The 16,952-nt window shown below is 67.9% G+C and carries 17 protein-coding genes; 8 read left to right on the top strand and 9 right to left on the bottom strand.

All coding sequences use genetic code 11. The features are described from left to right. Positions 1–420 precede the first annotated feature (420 nt). Complete coding sequence (locus ABTV68_RS00850; protein WP_433675727.1) at positions 421–1,464, bottom strand: LacI family DNA-binding transcriptional regulator; 1,044 nt, start codon at positions 1,462–1,464, stop codon at positions 421–423. A gap of 71 nt (positions 1,465–1,535) precedes the next feature. On the opposite strand from ABTV68_RS00850, the gene ABTV68_RS00845 reads away from it, so the two are divergent. Beyond that, positions 1,536–2,753, top strand: coding sequence for an MFS transporter (locus tag ABTV68_RS00845; RefSeq protein WP_433675726.1), 1,218 nt, complete (start codon positions 1,536–1,538; stop codon positions 2,751–2,753). Between the two features lie 140 nt (positions 2,754–2,893). Here the strand turns inward: ABTV68_RS00845 and ABTV68_RS00840 are convergent, their stop codons facing one another. The 7 genes from ABTV68_RS00840 to ABTV68_RS00810 form a co-directional block, all read right to left on the bottom strand. Beyond that, positions 2,894–4,063, bottom strand: a complete 1,170-nt coding sequence (locus tag ABTV68_RS00840) for a Gfo/Idh/MocA family protein (protein ID WP_433675725.1) — start codon at positions 4,061–4,063, stop codon at positions 2,894–2,896. Then, entirely contained in the window at positions 4,060–6,204 is a 2,145-nt protein-coding gene (locus ABTV68_RS00835) for an alpha-N-acetylglucosaminidase TIM-barrel domain-containing protein (protein WP_433675724.1), read from the bottom strand. The genes ABTV68_RS00840 and ABTV68_RS00835 overlap by 4 nt, the downstream gene beginning before the upstream one ends. After that, positions 6,204–7,244, bottom strand: coding sequence for a LacI family DNA-binding transcriptional regulator (locus ABTV68_RS00830; protein WP_433675723.1), 1,041 nt, complete (start codon positions 7,242–7,244; stop codon positions 6,204–6,206). The genes ABTV68_RS00835 and ABTV68_RS00830 overlap by 1 nt, the downstream gene beginning before the upstream one ends. 1 nt (position 7,245) lies before the next feature. Next, complete coding sequence (locus ABTV68_RS00825) at positions 7,246–8,124, bottom strand: carbohydrate ABC transporter permease (RefSeq protein ID WP_433675722.1); 879 nt, start codon at positions 8,122–8,124, stop codon at positions 7,246–7,248. Further along, a complete protein-coding gene (locus ABTV68_RS00820; RefSeq protein WP_433675721.1) occupies positions 8,117–9,073 on the bottom strand; it encodes a carbohydrate ABC transporter permease in 957 nt (318 codons plus the stop codon). The genes ABTV68_RS00825 and ABTV68_RS00820 overlap by 8 nt, the downstream gene beginning before the upstream one ends. A 10-nt stretch (positions 9,074–9,083) precedes the next feature. Next, positions 9,084–10,328, bottom strand: coding sequence for an ABC transporter substrate-binding protein (locus ABTV68_RS00815; RefSeq protein WP_433675720.1), 1,245 nt, complete (start codon positions 10,326–10,328; stop codon positions 9,084–9,086). A 166-nt stretch (positions 10,329–10,494) separates the two neighbouring features. Then, complete coding sequence (locus tag ABTV68_RS00810; RefSeq protein WP_433675719.1) at positions 10,495–11,046, bottom strand: helix-turn-helix domain-containing protein; 552 nt, start codon at positions 11,044–11,046, stop codon at positions 10,495–10,497. A gap of 66 nt (positions 11,047–11,112) precedes the next feature. On the opposite strand from ABTV68_RS00810, the gene ABTV68_RS00805 reads away from it, so the two are divergent. Next, positions 11,113–12,051, top strand: a complete 939-nt coding sequence (locus ABTV68_RS00805) for an NAD(P)/FAD-dependent oxidoreductase (RefSeq protein ID WP_433675718.1) — start codon at positions 11,113–11,115, stop codon at positions 12,049–12,051. 71 nt (positions 12,052–12,122) lie between these two features. Then, positions 12,123–12,818 carry an endonuclease NucS gene (gene nucS / locus ABTV68_RS00800; protein WP_433675717.1) on the top strand — a complete coding sequence of 232 codons (696 nt, stop codon included), beginning with the start codon at positions 12,123–12,125 and terminating at the stop codon, positions 12,816–12,818. Here the strand turns inward: nucS and soxR are convergent, their stop codons facing one another. Further along, a complete protein-coding gene (gene soxR / locus ABTV68_RS00795; protein ID WP_433675716.1) occupies positions 12,819–13,271 on the bottom strand; it encodes a redox-sensitive transcriptional activator SoxR in 453 nt (150 codons plus the stop codon). It abuts the gene before it with no gap. Positions 13,272–13,364: 93 nt separating this feature from the next. Here soxR and fdxA point away from each other — a divergent pair, with 93 nt between their 5' ends. The 5 genes from fdxA to ABTV68_RS00770 all read left to right on the top strand — a co-directional run bounded on the left by fdxA (position 13,365) and on the right by ABTV68_RS00770 (position 16,952). Next, positions 13,365–13,688, top strand: coding sequence for a ferredoxin (fdxA, locus tag ABTV68_RS00790; RefSeq protein WP_433675715.1), 324 nt, complete (start codon positions 13,365–13,367; stop codon positions 13,686–13,688). Then, positions 13,685–15,043, top strand: coding sequence for an FAD-dependent oxidoreductase (locus ABTV68_RS00785; protein ID WP_433675714.1), 1,359 nt, complete (start codon positions 13,685–13,687; stop codon positions 15,041–15,043). The genes fdxA and ABTV68_RS00785 overlap by 4 nt, the downstream gene beginning before the upstream one ends. Continuing rightward, complete coding sequence (locus tag ABTV68_RS00780) at positions 15,040–15,546, top strand: flavin reductase family protein (protein WP_433675713.1); 507 nt, start codon at positions 15,040–15,042, stop codon at positions 15,544–15,546. Before ABTV68_RS00785 ends, ABTV68_RS00780 begins: the two co-directional genes overlap by 4 nt. Positions 15,547–15,604: 58 nt before the next feature. Next, positions 15,605–16,204, top strand: coding sequence for a superoxide dismutase (locus tag ABTV68_RS00775; protein WP_433675712.1), 600 nt, complete (start codon positions 15,605–15,607; stop codon positions 16,202–16,204). A gap of 85 nt (positions 16,205–16,289) precedes the next feature. Beyond that, the gene (locus ABTV68_RS00770; protein WP_433675711.1) at positions 16,290–16,952 is read left to right on the top strand and encodes an HAD hydrolase-like protein; all 663 of its coding nucleotides are present in this window, start codon (positions 16,290–16,292) and stop codon (positions 16,950–16,952) included.

Genomic DNA, 16,952 nt, shown 5'->3' with positions numbered 1-16,952 from the left:
ACCCGCGAGACTTCCGTCTGTGGGCGACAATCGCCGCGTTGCGCGGATTCTCGCCCACAGACGGAAGTCTCGCGGTTTATGCGGACGCACGGCACGGACACGAACGCACGGCACGAACGCACGGCACGGCACGGCACGGCGCGGCACGGACGCGAACGCACGGCACGGCACGGCACGGCACGGACGCACGGCACGACGCGAACGCACGGCGCGGACACGAACGCACGGCACGGACGCGAGCGCACGGCACGGACACGAGCGCACGGCACGGACACGAACGCACGGCACGGACACGAACGCACGGACGGCACGGCACGGCACGGCACGGCACGGACGCGAGCGCACGGCACGGACACGGACGAACGGCGGGGACGCGGGGTGCGCGAACGCACGGCGGGGGCGCGGGGCGACCTGGCAGGCTCAGGCCGGGACGGGGCCGGTGGTATTGCCTTCGATGAACTCGCATGTGAAGCGGAAGGAGGCGGCGGGCTCGTCGGCGAGCAACCGCGCCAGTGCCTCACCCGCCGCACGGCCCTTGTCGAAGGCCGGCTGCGCCATCGTGGTGAGGCGGTACGGGGCGATGCCGTCCACGGTGATGCCGTCGAAGCCGGTGATCGAGACGTCCTCGGGCACACGCAGGCCGGCGTCGAGAGCGGCGCGCAGCACGCCGGCGGCCAGGATGTCGCTCTGGGCGAGTACGGCGGTGGGACGTTCGCCGGAACCGAAGAGCAGGCGTCCGGCCTCGTAGCCGTTGTCGATGGTCGAGCGCGCGGTGCTGACGACCACCGCGTCGGGGAAGATCTCGCGGGCACCCTCCAGGCGCTCGCGCGTGACATCGACCTCCGCCTGCACCGCATGAGCGGCACCGGCCACCGACATCCCGGTTCGACGACTCAGCGGGAGCGTGACCAGCGCGACCCGCTCATGTCCGAGCGAGCGCACGTGGCGCGCCAACTGGCGCTGCGCCTCCAGCGAGTCGATCGTGATCTGCGGAACGTCGGGGCCCGCATCGCCCTCGATCACCACCATCGGAATCCCGCGAGAACGCGCAGCGTCGAGGGAATCACGAAGCGTCGGGTTGCAGCCGATGAGCGCCACCGCATCGATCGGTGCCGTGGCCAGCGTGGGACCACCCCATTCCGGCTCGTCGCGCAGCAGCAGAATGCCGGCACCGGAGGAGGCGATCGACTCCGCGACACCGTCCATCGTGACGGTGAGAATCGGATCGGCGAACGCACTGCGCAGGTCGGAACCCACCACAACGCCCACGATGCCGCTTCGCCCTCGCCGCAGCGAGGCCGCGCGCGGGTCGGGGCCGGCGTAGCCGAGCTCGGCCGCGGCGGCCAGCACCTTCTCCTTCGTGGCCTCCGCGACGGCGACCTTGCCGCTGTAGACCACGGAAGCGGTCGAGGCGGACACCCCCGCCCGGCGGGCCACGTCTGCGAGCGTCGGCTTGCGCGTCATTCCGCCAGTGTAGCCCGAGCCGCTGGGGCTCGACTTCAGAAATCGAATCGATTCGATATAGAGTGTTCGGTATGCAGGTCTCCCTCACCCACTCGCAGTTCGTGCGCTGGCGCACGGCCATCTTCGTGATCTTCGCGGCCTGTGGCCTCGGATTCGCCACCTGGGCATCGCGTGTTCCCGCGATCAAGGAAGGCCTCGACATCACGAAGTCCGAGGTGGGCCTGCTCCTGGTCTCGAGCGGCATCGCATCGATCATCGGCCTGTCCGTCTCGTCCGTGCTCATGCTGCGCTTCGGGGCGCGTCGGGCGATGCTCGGCCTGCTCCTGGTGGCGGCCGTCGGTATCACCACGATCGGCGTCGGCGTCGACGTCTTCCACTCGTTCGGCATCGTGATCGTCGGCCTCGCCCTGTTCGGTTTCGGCAATGGCTGCTGCGATGTGATCATGAACGTCGAGGGTGCCGGCGTCGAGAAGCACGGAGGCAAGACCGTGCTCCCGATGATGCACGGCTTCTTCAGCCTCGGCACCTTCGCCGGCGCCGGCCTCGGTGCCATCGCGGAGGGCATCCGCCTTCCGGTGAGCGTGCACATCGGCATCATCGCCGCTCTGATCGTGGCCTGCGCGCTGTGGGCTGTGGCGAACATCCCCGCCGCGACTGACTCCGAAACGGCACCCGACGAAGGAGCCGAGCACCAGAGCTTCGGCGTGCGCCTGAAGGTGGCGCTGTCCGCATGGACCGAACCGCGCACCTACGGTCTCGGCCTCATCATGCTCGGCATGGCCTTCGCGGAGGGCGGCGCGAACGACTGGCTTGCCCTCGGCATCGTCGAGGGTCACGACGGCTCGCCCTCACTCGGAGCCGTCGGCCTCGCCGTCTTCTCCGGCGCGATGACCGTCGCGCGCATGTTGGGTGGCCCGTTGGTCGACCGGTTCGGTCGTGTTCCCTCACTGCGTGTGCTCGCGGCCCTCGCGGTGGTCGGCCTCCTGCTCTTCATCTACGCACCGAATCTGCCGCTGGTGATGGTCGGCACGGTGCTGTGGGGCATCGGAGTCTCGTTCGGCTTCCCGCTGGGCATGTCGGCCGCCGCCGACGACCCGGCAAAGGCGGCGTCCCGCGTCGCGGCAGCATCGACGATCGGCTACGTGGCGTTCTTGGCGGGTCCGCCCGTGCTCGGCTTCATCGCCGACCACATCGGCCTGCTGAACACGCTGCTGATCATCGCAGGCCTCGCCCTCGTGTCCGGTCTCGCGTCCAACGCCGCGAAGCCGATTACCCCGGCGAAGAACTGACTCCTCCCGCAGTTGGCTCCCCACCCCGGGGATCGGGAGCCAACTGCGGGCTGGCGGCGACATTGACACAGACATGCGAAAAGCCCGCCTCGCTTCAGTTCGGCCTCCGCACTGAGAGTCCCCAAAAGCGAGAGCAGGACTCAGCCCGGGATCTGACCGCGCTCGAAGTACGCGACGAGGTCCGCGTCCAACGCCGGGACCGCCCGCGCGGAGCCGTCGGCACGCAGGGACTCCGTCGCGATGACGCCCGTGGCCACCGCCTCCCGCGCCGCCACGGGGGACGTTTGGGTCCGACCGCCCTCGCGGACAAAGCGGCAGAACTCCGCCACGAGCAGCGCGTCCGCGCCCCCGTGACCGCCCTCGGCGTCAGGGATCTCGAAGGACTCGTCGGGCTCCGCCCACCCGCGATGACGCCGGTTCCAGAGGCCGACGCGCTCGCCCGCGCCGTCGCCGAAGTTCTCGATGCGCCCCTCGGTCCCGATGATCGTGTAGTTGCGCCAGTAGTCCGGCGTGAAGTGGCACTGCTCATAGGAGGCGAGCACACCGTTGTCGAGCCGCAGGTTCAGCTGCGAGATGTCCTCGACGTCGATCACCGGGTTGAGGCCGGTCAGGGACGCGGGCGGCCAGTTGTCGAGACTGAACCAATCCCCCATCCGCTCGCCGGAGCGATCCCGCCGATCCTGGATCGCGCCGTAGATCATGTTGTCGCCCATCGCGGCAACCCTGCGGGTATACCCGCCGGCGAGCCAGTGGATGATGTCGAGGTCGTGCGCGCCTTTCTGCAGCAGCAGGGATGTGGTGCGCCGCCGGTCGGCGTGCCAGTCGGTGAAGTAGTAGTCGCCGCCATGACCGACGAAGTGGCGGCACCACACCGCCTTCACCTCGCCGATCCGCCCCTCATCGATCAACCGCTTCATCAGCGTGATCACCGGCATGTGGCGCATGTTATGACCGATGTAGAGCCGGGACCCGGTGCGTCGCGCGGTCTCGAGTACGCGATCCGCATCGGCCACCGTCACCGCGAGCGGCTTCTCGACGAACACCGCGGCACCGGCCTCGAGCGCGGCGACGGCGGGGTCCGCATGCAGGTCGTCGGGCGTGAAGATCATCACGGCGTCCAGGTCAAGCGCCAGAAGTTCGTCGAGCTCGGCGGTGACCAGCGCATCCGGATACGCGGCCCGGGCGTCGGCTGCGCCCCGCTCACTCACCTCGCACACCGCCACCACGGCGGCGTCGTTGCCTTCGCGCTCCAGCTCGCGCGCCAGACGCGCCCGCTGGCCATAGCCGATGAGGCCGATCCGAAGTGTCATCTGTCTTTCCCGTCCTCACCCGCCGCGGCGGAGATCAATCGTGTGGCGTCCTGTACGCGCGCGAGCAGCGCGACCGCCTCGTCCGCGAGCGCGATGATGTCGCCCTCCGCAACGCTGCGGATTCCGGTGCGATCCACGCTGTCCACCCAGTTCTGATCGCGCGCCCACCACTCCGACTCGGCGAGGGGCGCAATGCCGCTTCCCGGACGCGCCGCGTCGAGGAAGGCGGACCACCGCGAGCGATACAGCGTGCCGACCAGGCCCTGCGCATCGCGCCCGGCATAGTCGGAGAGCTGTCCGATAGTGGCGGCCCGCTCCGGCCCCCAGCTGGTGAGGATCAGACGCTGGCTTCGCTCCAGTCGATCGCTCTCAGCCTCATCGGCGCCGGCCGCACGGGCCTCGTCCAGCAGGCGACCGAGCAGCCACAGTTCCTGCGTCCCGGCGATCCGATCCAGCAGATCCATCGCCGACAGCCAGAGCTCGCGGGCGTGGTCGTAGCGCGGGAGATCCTCGGCAGCGGCAGCCGCGGCAAGCGTCGGAAGAAGCTGACGGCCGATGTTCGTCACCGCCTGCCGTGCCACGTCCGCGAGGTCGAAACGGTACGCGCGGTGACCCGCCAGCACGTCGGCGGCGGCGCGCAGCACCGGCAGTGCCGCGGCGAAGGCCGACAGATCGTAGGTGTCTTCGGTGGGAGAGAACGACGATGAGGTTGCCACGGTGAACGACGGCCACGCCGCGAACAGCGAGTCGTGCGGTTCGGAGAAGCCGTTGTCGTCCGGCAGCGAGTACGCGGTCTCAACGATCCGACGCCACGCGTCTTCTGCGGCAGCGCTGCGAACCCCATACCGCGCACGGGTCCATTCGGTCACCCAGGACTCCAGGCCCACAGCGTCCGGACGCCAGCTCAACTCCGCGAGCAGATCCATCGCGAACGGATTGTTGAACCCGCCTTCCGGCATCGCCGCCACACCACGCAGATGTGATCCGGACCGGTCACGCCACCGGGTGAAGCGCTCGGTCCACGTGCGAGCCTGCGCACCGAGAGCGGTGTCCCCGCCGAAGTTCCAGATGCCGCCGAAGGCATAGTCCGTGCCGAGGAAATCGGCTTCCCGATCGGTTTCCTCGTAGCGATCCGACAGCCCGTCCACCACGAGCACACGATCCCGATCGACCGCGGCGAGCACCTCGCGCGGCGGGTTGTGCTGCCACCCGAGCATGACCCAGATCGAGTCCGGTGCAGCCGCGAGCATCGCGCGCTGGACGGCCACACCGGCGTCGCCCACCGCGATGTCACCGGGCTGCCCGCCCTCGTGCAGCAGGTCGGTCTTGTACATCGTGGCGACGCCGAGGTGGCGGGCGGAGGACGCGTAGAACGTCGCGGCCACAGCGGGGAACAGCGGATCGGACGGATCGAGCCAGCCTGGCCGATCGAAACCCTGCCAGTGGTCGGATGGAACCGTGACGTGCGCCCCCGGGTGCCGGTCGCCGAAGTCGCGCGGAACCGTGCCGCCGTAGCCGGGCAGCACGGCGCGCATGCCCATCTCGTGCAGTCGCTCGATGATCCTCCGGCCCAGCTCGGTTCGCCATGCGAGCAGCCGCTCATTCATCCCCGAGGGATAGCCGGACATGTTCTGCAACAGCCACCACGGCTGGTGGCTGGGCAGCGGAATCCAGGCGAGCGCCTCCTCCCGCGAGTACCCGTACGCGGTGAGCAGGTCGACGTATGCGACCTCCGTTCCCACCGGCACGAACACCTCGGTGTAGCCGCGCGCCGCGACGCCGTCGATCAGGACCTCCCACGCGGCGAAGTCACGATACGCACCGACATAGGCGTCTTCCGTGTCGTTGCCGTAGAACCGGTGGGCCAGCGGGAAGACACGACGCAGTGGTTCCGCCGGCGGAACAAGGTCCTGCGCACCCGGGAGGATCTCGTCGAACTGATCACCGGTGGCTGCGAGGCAAGCTCGCAGCCCCGCGAGCGCGAGGGCCGGTGACGAGGCCACGATGGCCGTTCGGTCACCGGCACCAGAGACCTCGAAGAAGTCCTGCGGGCCGTGTTCGATACGGACGTCGACGGCGTCGGCGCCGTTTCCGAGCACGCGTCGGATCGCGGCCTCAGCGGCCGCCGGGAAGGGGGACATTACTCTGACTCTCCGTGCACTCGCGCACCAGCTGCGCGGTCGGGGATGGATGTTGAGGCGCGGGCGCGCAGCGACCAGTCGAACTCGTGCACCTGACCGGTGCCCGGCGGTCGGTCCGCGGCGGCGATGATCAACTGCGCTTCGCGCGTGAAGGCGTCATCGGGGCCGGCCGACGTGAGCGAGGGCGTGGATTCCTGTCCGTCCTGGGTGTTGTCCATGCCGGCGATCAGCACGTCGTCGGGGACGCGCCTGCCAAGGAAGTACGCGGCCTGGATCACCTGCAGCGCGGCGTCGTCGGTGTGACACATGACCGCGCGGGGGGCGTTCTCGCTCCGGAGCAGATCGACAGCCTTGCGAAACGCATCCGCCCGACTGCCGTTGTACACCACCACCGGCCGCGGCCGGATGGTGCCCGCATCGATCGCGGCGAGATAGGGACGCGCGCGCGAGTTGTCGGCGAGGCTGTGCGGCTCGGTGGTGAGGAAGGCGATGTCGTCCGTCTGTTCGGCCAGATGCGCCACGATCTGCGCGGCACCGGGCTCGGGCCGCGGGCGAATCACGTCGTACCCCTCCGACGGCATGAGCTCGTGGTGCACCACGATGCGCTGCCCGCTGGCGGTGAGTTCTCGAGCCCACGCACGTGTCTGGGGCAGATCATCGAGCACCTCGATGAAGGCCACATCCGGACGCAGCTCGGCGACCGAGTCGAACCAGTCTTCCCCGCGTGCCTCGCCGGGCAGCACGATCGTGGATCGACCGCTGTCGCGAGCGGCACGCTTGACCGCGTCGGTGAGCGCCACCGCCCACGGGTCGAACGCGCGGTGCAGCGACAGCAGCACCACGCCGGTCCGGCCGGTGCGCACGGCTCGCGCCGCCGTGTTCACCCGATACCCGAGCCGTTCCGCCACCGCGCGCACCCGGGCCGCGGTCTCAGCCGACGCGCCGCGCTCGATCCCGCGCAGCACGTACGAGGCGGTGGCCGAGGACACCCCGGCCTCGCGCGCGACGGTCTGCAGGGTGGGACGCTGAGAACCGGTCACGTCAGCCCTTTCCGCCCGTGAAGGCGATGCCCTGGATGAACTGCTTCTGCAGCACGATGAACACGATCACCATCGGGATGGTCGCCAGCACCGAGCCTGCCATGAGCACCGGGATATCGGTGAAGTTCATCCCCTTCAGCGTGGCCAGTCCCACCGACAGCGGCATGTTCTCCGACGTCGAGGTCACCACGAGCGGCCACAGCAGATCGTTCCACGAGTTCAGCGAGGTGAACACCGCCAGCGCGATGATGCCGGGCTTGGCCAGCGGAAGCATGACCTTCTGGAAGATCTGCCACTGGTTGGCGCCGTCGATGCGAGCCGCCTCCTCGAGCTCCACCGGGAGCCCGAGGAAGAACTGGCGCATGAGGAAGGTGCCGAAGGCGGCGAACATCCCGGGGACGATGATGCCGGGCAGCGAATCCAGCAGGCCCAGATTCTGGATGATCTCGTACTGCGGCAGCAGGAAGAGCTGCCCCGGCACCATGAGCACCGACAGAAACAGCACGAACACGAAGCCGCGCCCGCGGAATGGGATGCGCGCGAACGCGTAGCCTGCCATCGTGCAGAGGATGACCTGCGCGATCGTGCGGCACACGGTGATGATCGCCGAGTTGAGGAACATCTGCCCGAACGGCATCGCCTCGAACGCGCGGACGTAGTTGCTGAAGTCCCACGGGTTCGGCAGCACCTGCGGCGGGACGGCGGTGGCTCCGGCAAGCGTCTTGAACGACGTCATCAGCTGCCAGAAGAACGGGAACACCATGATGATCGCACCCACGATGAGGATCGCGTGGATCAGGTAGGGCTGCCGCCTGCGTCGCGGCCCGGCGGTCACCGGATCCCCGGTGATGAGTGTGGCGGTGGCGAGCGTGTCACTCATAGTGCACCCACTTTCGCTGCATACCGAACTGCAGCACGGTCACGACCAGGATGATCAGCAGCAGGACGAAGGCGATCGCGGCGGCCAGCCCCGGGTTGTGATCGATGAAGCCGGCTTCGTAGAACAGGTAGACGGTCGTCTTCACGTGCGGCATGGCCGGGCTGGTCTTCGCGACCATCACGTAGATGAGGTCGAAGGCCTGGAAGGCGCCGATAACGGTGGTCACGGCGACGAAGAAGACGCTGGGCGAGATCATCGGCACGGTGATCGATACGAAGCGCCGAACGGGACCGGCGCCATCGAGCTGGGCCGCCTCGTAGAGGTGACCCGGCACGCCCTGCAGCGCAGCGAGGAAGATCACGAGCGTGGTTCCGATTCCCGACCAGATCCCGACGGCCGCGATGGCACCGAGGGCGGTGGCGGGGTTGGTGAGCCAACTGGTCCCGGTGATGCCGAAGAATCCGAGCAGCTGGTTGAGCACGCCGTAGTCACCGTTGTAGATGACCTTCCAGACCGCAGCGACGGCGGCGGCCATCGTCACGACGGGAAGGAAGTACAGGGTGCGGTAGATGCCGCGCCCCTTCAGACCTGACGTGTTCAGCAGAGCCGCGATCACCATGGCGATGGGAATCACCAGCAGCGCGATGAGCGTATAGATCAGCGTGTTCAGCAGCGCCTGCGGGAGATCGGGGTTGGCGAACAGCTTCTCGTAGTTCGACAGTCCGGTGAAGGTCGATCCCCCGAACGGGCCGGTCTCGGTCAGCGACATCCATGCGGTGCGAACGATCGGCCAGAGGTAGAAGACGCCCAGACCCACGCCGACAGGGCCGACGAACAACAGGGCCCACCATCCGGACTGGCCAGGCGCGCGCCCCCGGTCGCGGCGGGGTCCCGGCGGGGCGGAGCCCGGCTGTGCCGAGCCCCGCCCCGCGAAGGAGATTCCGGTCATTCGGGGGACCTCAGTTCTCGCCGTCCAGCGAAGCCTGGAGCGCGTCGGAGATCTTCGTCAGTCCGTCAGCCACGGGGGTGGCACCCGTCCAGATCTGCGTCAGGGTCTCGTCCTCCACCGTGTGCCAGTCGGCGCCGGCAAGGGTCGACGGGTAGGGCTTGGCGGTCTCGGCGGCGTCGAGGAATACCTGCATGTTCAGCGTGCTGAAGCCGGCCAGCCAGGCGTCCTGCGTTCCCTCGTACGCGGGTAGCGCGTTTCCGGCCTTCGCCTGGATGTCCGCAGCCGTCTTTCCGGAGGCGAACTCCGCGAACTTCACGGCGGCATCGACGTTCTTCCCCTTGGCCGCTGCCACGTTCGCGAGTCCGTGGATCACGGAAATCGAGCCGGCGGGCCCCTTCGGCAGCGGCGCGACCTGGATGTTGGCACCCTCAGCACTCTTCAGGAAGAAGTTCGCGTTGGTGTTCTGGCTGAACGTCATGGCGACCTTTCCGGAGCCGAACATCTCGGTGGGAGCGGTGTCGGTCATCTGCTCCTGGGTGGGCGAGGTCGCATCGGCGATGAAGGAGAGCACGAAGTCGATGCCCTTCTGCGCGTCCGCAGAGGCGAACCCACTCTTGCCGTCCGCGATCAGGTCGCCGCCGGCGGAGTAGATGGCCGGATAGACGTTCTGCTGGGACGCAGCCACTGACGCGAAGCCCTTCACATCCCCCGCGGTCAGCTTCTTCGCCGCCTCCTGCATGTCCTCCCACGTCCAGTCCGCGGTCGGCTCGGCCACTCCGGCGGCTTCGAACAGGCGCTTGTTGTACCAGAGCGCGATCGAGTCGAAGTCCTTGGGAGCGCCATAGGTCTTGCCGTCGAGCGTGTAGAGGTCCGCGATACCCTGCGGGTACTTCGACGTGTCCAGATCCTTCAGCTCGGCCAGCTGACCGTTCGAGGCGTAGAGGCCGAGGTTCGGTCCGTTCATCCAGAACACGTCGGGACCACCGCCCCCGGTCATCGCCGTCTGCAGCTTGGTCCAGTAGCTGTCCCACGGCGTGACTTCGACCTTGACGGTGATGCCCTCGTTCTCCGCCTCGAACGCCGCGGCGATCTGCTGCATCGCGTCTTTCTGGGTGTCGTCCCAGATGGCGTAGGTGATCGTCGTCGATCCTCCCGTGCCACCGGACTCACCCGCCGAGCCACCCGATGCACCGCATCCGGACAGCCCCAATCCAAGAACTGCTACCGCTCCAGCGGCGATGATCTTGCGCTTCACGTCATCTCCTTCGACCGTGGCCGATCGAGTCTTCGCTAGGGTTAGCTAATCGATTAGCCTCATGATTGAGACGACTGTATTTGATCGAGAGTGATCGCGCAATGGATCTTTCGATCACAATTACGCAACGCGGTTCCGGATGCGCGGAATCACGGCGAGCGAGACGTCATGTCAGGGGGTTCAGGTGCAGCCTCTCTCCCACAATGTTGAAGATGCTGATCACCTCGGCGGGCTTGGGCCCGTCCGCCCGCATGTTGTGCGGCGTCGTCGTGGAGAACTCCGCCACCTCCCCGCGATGCAGCACGAATTCGGCCTCGCCCAGCCAGAGCCGCAGCCGACCGGACAGCACATAGATCCACTCGTACCCGTCGTGTACCTGCAGCGGTCGCTCCGGTGCGTCCGGGTGGTAGGTCAGCTTGTAGGCGCGCACCTCCGACTCCTCGCGAGTGAGCGGCGCAACTGTCATTCCCTCGCGCCGCACGGCGACCCGCCGCACGCGCGGATCACGGTCGACCGGTTCGAGCAGATCATCCACGCGGATCCCGAGCTGCCGGGTGAGGGGGATGAGCAGCTCCAGGCTGGCCTGACGCTTTCCAGACTCGAGTCGCGACAGCGTGCTGGCCGACATTCCCGCGCGCTCCGCCAGATCGTCGAGGGTCCAGCCACGATCCTTGCGTGCGGCCCGCAGCCGTGGTCCGAGGTTCAGAAGCTCTTCCATTGCCCCATTCTTGCCGATTCTGCAAGATGACGTGCGATTGCAGCAGGAGGATCGCAGACTGAGCACATGACACAGCGCATCTGGGACGCCCTCATCATCGGAGCCGGAGCAGCCGGCCTCAGTGCCTCGCAGGCACTCGGCCGCTCCCTGCGCTCCACCCTCGTGATCGACGCGGGCGAGCCCCGCAACCGCTTCGCCGCGCACATGCACAACGTGCTGGGGCACGACGGCAGATCACCGGCGGAGATCGTGTCGATGGGTCGCGCAGAAGCCGAAGCGTACGGCGTCGAGTTCCGCTCCGGATCCGTCGTCACCGTTCGCGAGAGCGATGCGGGGCTCGCGCGACTCGTCGTGGAGCTGGCGGACGGCGAGACGATCGCCGCCCGAGCACTGATCGTCGCCACCGGAGTGCGCGACGAGCTGCCCGACATCCCCGGCATCGCGGAGAACTGGGGCGCCGGCGTGCTGCACTGCCCGTACTGCCACGGATGGGAGGTGCGGGGGCGTCGTCTCGGGGTGATCACCACGTCTCCGGCCGGCATGCACCAGGCCCGGCTCGTGCGGCAGTGGAGCGAGGACGTGACGGTGTTCACCGCGGGACTCGGCGAGCTGGACGAGGACACCGTTCGCAGCTTCGAGGCGCGCGGCGTACGACTGGTGAATGAGCCGGTCATCGAGGTGGTGGGCGATGACGGGTCAATCCGACTCGTTCGGACCACGGACGGCGCCGAGTACGAGATCGACGCGGTCTTCACCGCCAGCATTCCCGTCGCCCGCGACACGTTCCTGGACGGCCTCGAGCTGGCGCGTGCCCCGCGCGAGCAGGGCGGTGCGCTCGTCGTGGATGCCATGCAGCGCACCAGCCACCCGCGAATCTGGGCGGCGGGCAACGTCGTGGTCCCGTTCGCGACCGTTCCCCTCGTGGCAGGCGCCGGCGCCTTCACCGGCTCCGCCGTGAACGCCGCTCTCGTCGACGACGACTTCGACCGCGCCGTCCGCTCCTGAGCATCAGACGCCCCTCGCCCCGTGGCCCCACTGCGGGGCGAGGGGCTCAGCCCGTGACGTAGGCTTTTCCGGTGCGCCTCGTGATTGCCCGTTGCAGCGTCGACTACACCGGTCGACTCAACGCCCACCTGCCCGAAGCGACGCGTCTGCTGATGCACAAGGGCGACGGCTCGCTGCTGGTGCACTCCGACGGCGGCTCGTACAAGCCGCTGAACTGGATGAGCCCACCCTGCTCGTTCTCCGTCGAGGAGCTCGATGACGACGACACCGCCGCGGGCGTCGTGGAGCGGTGGCGCGTGGTGCACAAGAAGTCGGGCGACGCGCTGACGGTGCGCATCTTCGAGCTGATCCACGACTCCGCACACGACCTCGGCGTGGACCCTGGCCTGCAGAAGGACGGCGTCGAGGCCGATCTGCAGCGCCTGCTCGCCGAGCAGATCGGCCTGGTGGAGGACGGCGCCCAGCTGGTGCGCCGCGAGTACCCCACCGCTATCGGTCCCGTGGACCACATGGTGCGCGACATCAACGGCAACCACATCGCCATCGAGGTGAAGAGAAAAGCCAACATTGATGCGGTCGAGCAGCTCACCCGCTATCTGGAGCTCCTCAACCGCGACCCCGTGCTCGCGCCCGTGCGCGGCATCCTCGCGGCGCAGTCCATCGCCCCGCAGGCGCGGACCCTCGCCGTGGACCGTGGCATCGAGGTGCTGCTGCTGGACTACGACGCCATGAAGGGCGTCGACTCCGGAGCGCCCACGCTGTTCTGATCACACCGGGATGCGGCGGGCGCCGGAACCGGTGTCACCCAGCTGGTCGTCCGGGTTCAGCAGGCTGCACGCCTTCATCGACAGGCAGCCGCAGCCGATGCAGCCGGTGAGCTCCTGCTCCAGACGCTCGATTCCCTGACGGCGCTGCTCCAGCACCTTCTTCCAGCGCCGGGATGCGCGCTGCCAGTCCTCGTGGGTCGGTGTGCTCGACAGCGGCACGCTCTCGAACGCCTCCTTGACGTTCTCCAGCGGGATCCCGAGCCGTTTGGCCACGGAGATCAGCGCCACACGGCGCAGCATGTGGCGCGGATAGCGACGCTGGTTGCCCGAGGTGCGCAGTGACGCGATGAGCCCCAGCCGCTCGTAATAGTGCAGGGCCGAGACCGCCACGCCAGTGCGATGACTCATTTCGCCGACGCTCAGGAGTTCGTCCGGACGATGCGCTGCTTCCATGGCACTCCCTCGACTTGACCTCAACTGAACTTGAGGTTCTAGCGTAGCTCGTGCGAGCCCGGAGCGGCTCCGAGTGATCAGAAGGAGGCCTGCGTGACGTATGTGATCGCGTTGCCTTGCGTGGATGTGAAGGATCGCGCGTGCATCGACGAGTGCCCCGTCGACTGCATCTACGAGGGCGAGCGGATGCTCTACATCCACCCGGACGAGTGCGTGGACTGCGGCGCCTGCGAGCCGGTGTGCCCTGTGGAGGCCATCTACTACGAGGACGATCTGCCCGATGTCTGGCAGGAGTACTACAAGGCCAATGTCGAGTTCTTCGACGGACTCGGATCACCCGGCGGAGCCGCCAAGACCGGCATCATTCCGCGCGACCACTCCATCGTCGCCGCCCTTCCCCCTCAGGAGACCGAATGACCCCCGTGATCGCGATCGTCGGCGCCGGTCCGGCAGGCGTCTACGCCGCCGACATCCTCCGCACCCGTGTGCCCGACGTACAGATCGATCTGTTCGAGAAGCTCCCTGCCCCGTACGGGCTGGTGCGTTACGGCGTCTCGCCGGATCACCCGCGCATCAAGAAGATCCAGGACGCTCTCCACGAAGTGCTCGAGCGCCCCGGCATCCGGTTGCTGTGCAACGTCGAGATCGGATCCGATGTGTCGATGGACGAGCTCCGCGACGCCTACGACGCAGTGATCATCGCCACCGGTGCCGATCTGGACGCCGCTCTCGGAATCCCGGGCGACGACCTTCCCGGCTCATTCGGCGGCGCGGACTTCGTCGCCTGGTACGACGGGCATCCCGATGCGCCAACCGCGTGGCCGCTGGACGCGGAATCGGTGGCCGTGATCGGCGCCGGCAACGTGGCTCTCGATGTGGCTCGCATGCTCATCACGCATGCCGAGGATCTCACGCATACCGACATCCCGGACCATGTGGAACAGGCCTTCATGCAAAACCCCATGAAGGACCTCCACCTGTTGATCCGCCGCGGTCCGGCTGACGTGCGCTTCTCGCCGATGGAGCTGCGCGAACTCGGCACCCGACGAGACGTGGACGTGATCGTCGATCCCGCAGAGCTGGTGCTCGATGAGCATGCTGAGCGCATGATCGCCCAGTTCTCGCAGCGCCGCATCATCGTGCGCACGCTCACCGAGTGGGCGTCGATCGATCCCGCCACGCGAACCGCGTCCCGCCGCATCCACCTCCACTTCTACCAGCAGCCCGCTCGGGTGCTCGGTGAGGAGCGGGTGACGGGAATCGAGATGGAACGCACCCGCCCCGACGAGCTCGGGCGTATCGCGGGCACCGATGAGTTCATCCGTCACGAGGTCGGCGCGGTGTACCGCACCATCGGCTACCGTTCCTCACCTGTCCCCGGTGTGCCCTTCGACGAGTCCGTCGGGCGCGTGCCGAACGCGGCGGGCCGCGTGCTTGGTCCGGACGGATCCCCGATCCCCGGACTCTACGCCACCGGCTGGATCCGACGCGGCCCCGTGGGACTGATCGGATCGACGAAGTCAGATGCGGCGGAGACCGTCGAGAGCCTGATCGAAGATCTCGCGACGAAGACGCGCGTCGAACCCGAGAGCTCGGCTCGACTGCGCGAGCAGCTCACCGGCGTCGTCGACTGGGACGGCTGGCTGCGCATCGATGCGGCAGAGCGGGCGCTCGGCGCCGAACGCGGCCGCGAGCGCACCAAGATCGTCGATCGTGAGCGTCTGCTCGACCATGCCACGGATCACACCAGCATCACGGAGAACGCCCGATGACCCTCACCAGCACCGATCTCGCCACCGAGTTCAAGGCGGCATTCCGCGAACATCCCGCAGGCATCGCCCTGATCACCGCGGCCTCCTTCGCAGGACCGGTGGGGCTGACGGCGTCGAGCGTCGCCTCGGTCTCGGTGGATCCGGCGGCCCTGGTCTTCTCTGTCACGCGCACCACCGGCAGCGCCGGTCTCATCCTGGGTGCGGAGACGTTCCTGGTGCATCTGCTCGACGCCCGCCATGCCGACATCGCCGGGGAGTTCGCCGTCTCCGGAGGCGAACGATTCACCCCCGAGCAGGGCTGGGCGACTCTCTCGACCGGGGAACCCCACCTGACGACTGCCCGCGTGGCCCTGCGTTGTCGGAGTCTGCAGCAGGTTCCGGTCGGCTCGTCCATGCTCGTGGTGTCCGAGGTGCTCGACATTCACGTCGCCCCAGCCCCCGCGACAGCCCTCCCGCTGATCTACCACGACCGCACCTTCCGAGCGGCCGGCGATCCGCTCTGAGCGCGCTGCCCCAACCCACACGGACCGATCGGTCCGTGAAATGATGAAAGGAACGGACATGTCCGTCTACACCCTCCCCGACCTCCCCTACGACTACAGCGCCCTGGCTCCGCACATCTCCGCGCGGATCATGGAGCTGCACCACTCCAAGCACCACCAGGCCTACGTGACCGGTGCGAACACGGCGCTCGAACAGCTGGCTGAGGCTCGGGAGTCCGGCAACTTCGCCAACGTCAACAAGCTCGAGAAGGACCTCGCGTTCAACCTCGGCGGACACCTCAACCACAGCGTGTTCTGGGAGAACCTGTCCCCCAACGGCGGCGGCGACCCCGAGGGCGATCTTGCCGAGGCGCTCGGTTCGCACTTCGGCTCGATCGAGCGCTTCCGCGATCACTTCACGGCCACCGCGCTCGGCGTTCAGGGATCCGGATGGGCGGTGCTCGCCTGGGACGACCTCGGCAAGCGCCCCGTCATCTTCCAGCTCTTCGACCAGCAGGGCAACGCGCCACTCGGTGTCACTCCGCTGCTCCAGCTGGACGTCTGGGAGCACGCCTACTACCTCGACTATGCGAACGTCCGCGCCGACTACGTGAAGGCGTTCTGGAACATCGTGAACTGGGACGACGTCACCAAGCGCTTTGTGGCTGCTCAGTCCTGACACACCCTGAAATAGCGGGCGAATGGCTCCAGAACCCCGGGTTCTGGAGCCATTCGTGCGCGATGAACGCCGGTACGCTGGGGACGTGGCGAACTGGTCTTGCGTGCTCTGGGATGTGGATGGAACCGTCGTGGACGCATCTGAGGGGATCCTCCGCCGCCTGATCGAGGCCCACGAGCATTTCGGCCACGTGCCGCCCACGCACGACGACCTCATCCACTGGATCGGCCCGCCGATGTTCCAGTCCTTCCAGGAGCGCCTCGGTATGACCTCGGAAGAGGCGACCGGTGCCGTCACCTTCTACCGCACGCTGAACAAGCGCGACGGCTACGCCACCGGTGTGCGTCTGTACGACGGCATCGCGGAGCTGATGGCGGACATCGCCGCCGCCGGCATCCCGCAGTCCACCGCGAGCTCCAAGCCGGAGCCGCAGGTGGTGGCACTCATGGATCACTTCGCCCTCGACGGGCACCTCACCGCGACGGTGGGGTCCTCGCCGGATGAGCGCACCCGCGCCAGCAAGACGGACGTGATCCGCGAGGCCCTGGTGCGGTTGGCGGCGCAGGGGGCGGACATCTCGCGCCCGGTCCTGGTGGGCGATCGTCACCACGACATCGACGGCGGCGCGGAGACCGGCGTGCCCGTGATCTTCGTGTCGTGGGGGTTCAGCGAGCCGGCCGAGTCAGACGGCGCGATCGCCGTGGCACACGATGCGCACGAGTTGCGCGCACTGCTGTTGGGGGAATGA

Source organism: Microbacterium gorillae (genome assembly GCF_050990725.1).
Classification (GTDB): Bacteria; Actinomycetota; Actinomycetes; order Actinomycetales; family Microbacteriaceae; genus Microbacterium; species Microbacterium gorillae_A.
This window is presented reverse-complemented; position numbering and strand designations above follow the sequence as displayed.